Annotated in this window: 5 protein-coding genes; 2 read left to right on the top strand and 3 right to left on the bottom strand. The window is 43.3% G+C overall.

From position 1 onward, the window contains the following. Positions 1 to 609, top strand: a 609-nt coding sequence (locus CXF78_RS13380; protein ID WP_102037073.1) for a formate dehydrogenase accessory sulfurtransferase FdhD, incomplete at its 5' end; no start/stop codon positions are given. On the opposite strand, the gene rlmF is transcribed toward CXF78_RS13380, so the two are convergent. Together rlmF and CXF78_RS13370 are read right to left on the bottom strand one after the other, a co-directional pair. Beyond that, positions 606 to 1,688 (bottom strand): 23S rRNA (adenine(1618)-N(6))-methyltransferase RlmF, encoded by a 1,083-nt coding sequence (gene rlmF, locus CXF78_RS13375; protein WP_102037072.1) that lies wholly within the window; start codon positions 1,686 to 1,688, stop codon positions 606 to 608. The genes CXF78_RS13380 and rlmF overlap by 4 nt on opposite strands. Then, entirely contained in the window at positions 1,688 to 2,089 is a 402-nt protein-coding gene (locus tag CXF78_RS13370; protein WP_011635541.1) for a flagellar basal body-associated protein FliL, read from the bottom strand. The genes rlmF and CXF78_RS13370 overlap by 1 nt, the downstream gene beginning before the upstream one ends. A 126-nt stretch (positions 2,090 to 2,215) precedes the next feature. On the opposite strand from CXF78_RS13370, the gene CXF78_RS13365 reads away from it, so the two are divergent. Further along, on the top strand, positions 2,216 to 2,830 hold the full coding sequence (locus tag CXF78_RS13365) for a chorismate--pyruvate lyase family protein (protein WP_011635540.1): 615 nt from the start codon (positions 2,216 to 2,218) through the stop codon (positions 2,828 to 2,830). Between the two features lie 90 nt (positions 2,831 to 2,920). On the opposite strand, the gene CXF78_RS13360 is transcribed toward CXF78_RS13365, so the two are convergent. After that, positions 2,921 to 4,189: PKD domain-containing protein (locus CXF78_RS13360; RefSeq protein WP_145991447.1), on the bottom strand; the 1,269-nt coding region annotated here is incomplete at its 5' end.

Raw genomic sequence — 4,189 nt, 5'->3', positions numbered from 1 at the left:
ATTAGCGAGTTAAGTCTATTAGAGTCGGTTATCGTTGATTGGGAAGTCAGTTCTGCGGCGGTGATTACCCAAGAGGTTTCTGAAGATATTGAGCAGAAATTGTCTGAAAAAACGGTGACGTCAGGTTGTGGCCAAGGCACTGTTTACGGTGGATTTTTACAAGGCTTAGATGAGATTGATTTACCTACTCCATCACTCAAACAATCGACTATTTATGCCTTACTCGGCAATATCAATGCTTACAATGAAACCTATAAAAATGCCGGCGCTGTGCATGGTTGCGGAATATGCCAAGACGAACAAATTTTAGCATTTGTTGAAGATGTTGGCCGCCACAATGCCGTTGATACGTTGGCGGGAGATATGTGGTTAGATCAGCAATCGGGACACGATAAGATTTTCTACACCACAGGTAGATTAACGTCAGAAATGGTTATCAAAGTCGCTAAAATGGGCATACCTGTATTGTTGTCACGCAGTGGCGTTACCCAAATGGGCCTAGATTTGGCCATGCAGATGGGTATTACCTTAATAGCTCGTGCAAAAGGGCGACATTTTTTGGTATATCACGGCAGTGAAACAATTGAGTTTGATGCCACTAAAGATTAAGGACGTAATGTGGCCCATTGTTGGTGTATTGCTGGGGTTAAAAAACTCCACGCTAAAATACGGGTCGCTTTATTACCTTGTGTCATCTCGATAGTTTTTACTTCCACTGCATTAAGCTGTTTAAGTAATTGATAACAAGGTTTGAGATTGTCTGACTTTGACACGAGTGACGTAAACCATAGCACTTGGTTGGCATAGTCGCGGCTTTGCTTGATCATGTTGGCTAAAAATTGTTGCTCGCCTCCCTGGCACCATAACTCGGCTTTTTGACCGCCAAAATTAAGCGTAGGTTTAGCCTGACTAACCGCTAACTTACGCGATTGCTGACCATGTTTTTGTTGCTGGTTTTTGGCTAGATTTTTAACTTTTCGTAATGAACCTTCTGAAGCTTCCGCAAGTGAGCGATGAAACGGTGGATTACACAAGGTGACGTCAAACCGTTCATCTGCGGCAATAATATTCTTAAATATATGCTCCGGTTGCGGCTGTAATCTTAACTGTAAATGAGCCGTAATCTTCTCGTTTTGCTGAGCAATTTTAGCAACATTGTCGATAGAAACAGGATCAATATCCGACGCCACAAATTGCCAACCGTAGGTTTGAATACCCAGCAATGGATAAATGCCATTGGCACCAGTGCCGATATCTAACCCTCGAATACTTGCCCCTTTGACTACTTTGCCTTTAACCGCTAATAAATCAGCAATGTAATGCAAATAATCTACTCGTCCTGGTACTGGCGGGCATAAATATCCTTCAGGAATATCCCAACCATTAATGTGATATTCGCTCAGCAATAATGCTGCATTAAGGCTTTTTACTGCTTTAGGGTCAGCAAAATCAATAGAAGGATTACCATAAGGATTTGGACGCACAAAAGCGGCTAGCGCTGGCATAGCAATAATCAATGTAGCAAAGTCATAACCCTGTAGATGGGCATTACGCGGATGTAATGCTTTCGATAACAGAGGCTTATTGGGCTTTACTGAAACAGGATTAACCTTGGCCGCTGATCGGCTTGGTGAGCGCTTAGCACTACTATGCTTGGCTCGCATCGGAGGCGTTGTTGAGCGAGTCATTAATCGTATAAATATTTAGTAAATAATAAGTTCACCACAATAGAGCGACCGACTTCTTGCTCCATAAGGCGGTTGACCGTCTCATAGCATTCGCGGCGGATCTCTTCACGCCCTGATAAGGATTTAACCTTTTCTTCTGACTGATTACCCAAAATTTCAACAATGGCCGAGCGTAACAAAGGATCGTGATGTTCTAAGCTCATTAAATCGTTCGGATCTTTTACCATCAATTCGACACTGATTTTAACAAAGCCTAACTTTTTACGGTTAGAAATATAGTTAGTTACAATATCAGGCTCAAAACCGTAATAAGCATAATCTTCGACCGCTGGTTCATCTGCAGCATGGACATTAAATGCGAAACAACACAGCATAACTAACGTTGAAACCAATTTCTTCATAGTGAGAGACACCCTTTTAATGTGGAACGTTAATTAAATAAGCCATCGTGCCCACTCCCTAAGAGTGTTTGCTCATCTTTGACATGATAGACTACTGCCGTTGAGATATATTGTAACGAGTTTTAGATGAACGTGACCAGTATTAGCTTTCCTTATGGTGAATCAATTCATTGGTTTTCGCCACAAAAGATCGATTCATTGCCTCATAGCCAACTTAAAGAGTGGCTATTAGCAACCGGAAGTTTGACCCAACGCCTCAAGACACACTGCAAACACTTTGAAGTAAAAGTGTTAGGCGAGCATTTACTTGAGCCTCTGGCGGATGAATTTCCTGCTCAAACTAACCCCGTTTGGATCCGCGAAGTATTATTGTGTCTTGACGGTACCCCGTGGGTATTTGCCCGCACACTGATCCCACAAACGATTTTAGGCTCTCAAACCCCTAACTATCAAAATGCTGATGATAAACAGATTCGTGAGCAACAGAATGATTTTACTCGCCTTGGCACTCGGCCTTTAGGTGAATTACTGTTTAGTAGCCCAGACATTACTCCCGGCAATATTGAAGTCGCTCAGTTTGAAACCTGTGGCCGTTTAGCTGCCCTAGCCACCAGCTTAAATCAACAGGTTAATAGTAGTTTATGGGGACGTAGACGTTACTTTAACTTGCACGGTTCACAGCTAATTGTCAGCGAAATATTTCTGCCTGCTGCGGTCGAGTACATCAACCAAAGCATTTAATATTAATGCAAATCCGGTCTCGAAAATTTGACTCCGTAATCAAAACAAAAAACGCCCTTACGGGCGTTTCTGTTATTTAGGTACGTAACACTAAACCCGTTTGCGGTGATAACCTAATAGGCCTAGCATCAATACACTTAACCATCCCAAACTACCGCCGCTACTACCACTGTCTGTTGTGGTTGGTGTAGTCACAGCCACTATTGGCGTCGATACAGTGATTGCTTGATTTGCTGTCGACTCATTACCCTGAGAATCGGTGGTCTTTAAGGTAATGGTATAAGTGCCAGCGGCTGTATAGGTATGACTTGGACTTTGCGCCGTACTAGTACTGCTATCGCCAAAGTCCCATTGATAAGTCAAATTACCAAAACCTTGGCTGGAGGTGTTTGTCAGAGCCACAGTTAAGTTAGTCGGTAATAAAGTAAAAGCTGCTATTGGCAGAATAACCACTCGGACTACTTCGGTTGCTGTCACGGTATTACCCGCGCCATCGGTAACAATAACACTGACGTTATAATCACCCGATGTGGAATAAGTATAGCTAGGGGCAGTATCGGTACTGGTGGCATTATTCACGCCAAACGACCATGTATAAGTGTAATCAGCGCCGCCACTCACGACCACATTAAAACTAACATCTGCACCGGTTGCTTGTGCATTAATGTCGGCGACAAGTGTAACCGGTGGTAGCACGCTGCTGTCAGACAAAGCAAATTCAACAGTTGCAGTACTGCTGTCTGTTGCTTGCTCTGTGACTTGCATGGTTAGGCCTAACTCAGGCAATATCAGCCCGGCCTGTGGTTTTAGCGGCGCGCTGTAATCACGGTTGTCATCAAATAGTGGCTCGGCAGCTAAGTGGTTATCACCACTGTATGTACTTTGGGCAAATAAGCTAAATGCTGCATCGCGAATTTGCACATCAGTAGATTGACTGCCAATCAAATTTTGGTCTGCATCAACCACGCCAATTAACCCTTCCCCTGGATGATCAGAGACATTGTTATCTGTTTGATTAAAGTTTTCTAACCATAACAGCACACCGGATTCGTATTTGTCATAAACCAGCCCAGCATCTACACCTTGGTGGCTGCGTAATTGCACAATGTAACGTCTCGCTTTACCAGCAAGACTATCTTCAATACGGCTAAAACCAGATAGCGTTGCAACGCCGCTTGATTCAGCTCCATCGATATAAAATACCGTGCCTTGGTTAGTTAATTGAATATCATCAATCGCCATACCATAATCACCAACTGCTTCATCGGTTTTATAGACCACACTGATTTGCACATCACGACCGGCATATGCACTCAAATCAAAATTAAAATCCACCCAAGAATCGCTTCCATACGCGGT

The organism is Shewanella sp. 11B5 (genome assembly GCF_002836795.1).
Taxonomy (GTDB): Bacteria; Pseudomonadota; Gammaproteobacteria; order Enterobacterales; family Shewanellaceae; genus Shewanella; species Shewanella frigidimarina.
The sequence above is the reverse complement of the archived record's forward strand: the minus strand, read 5'-3'. Positions and strand labels throughout refer to the sequence as shown.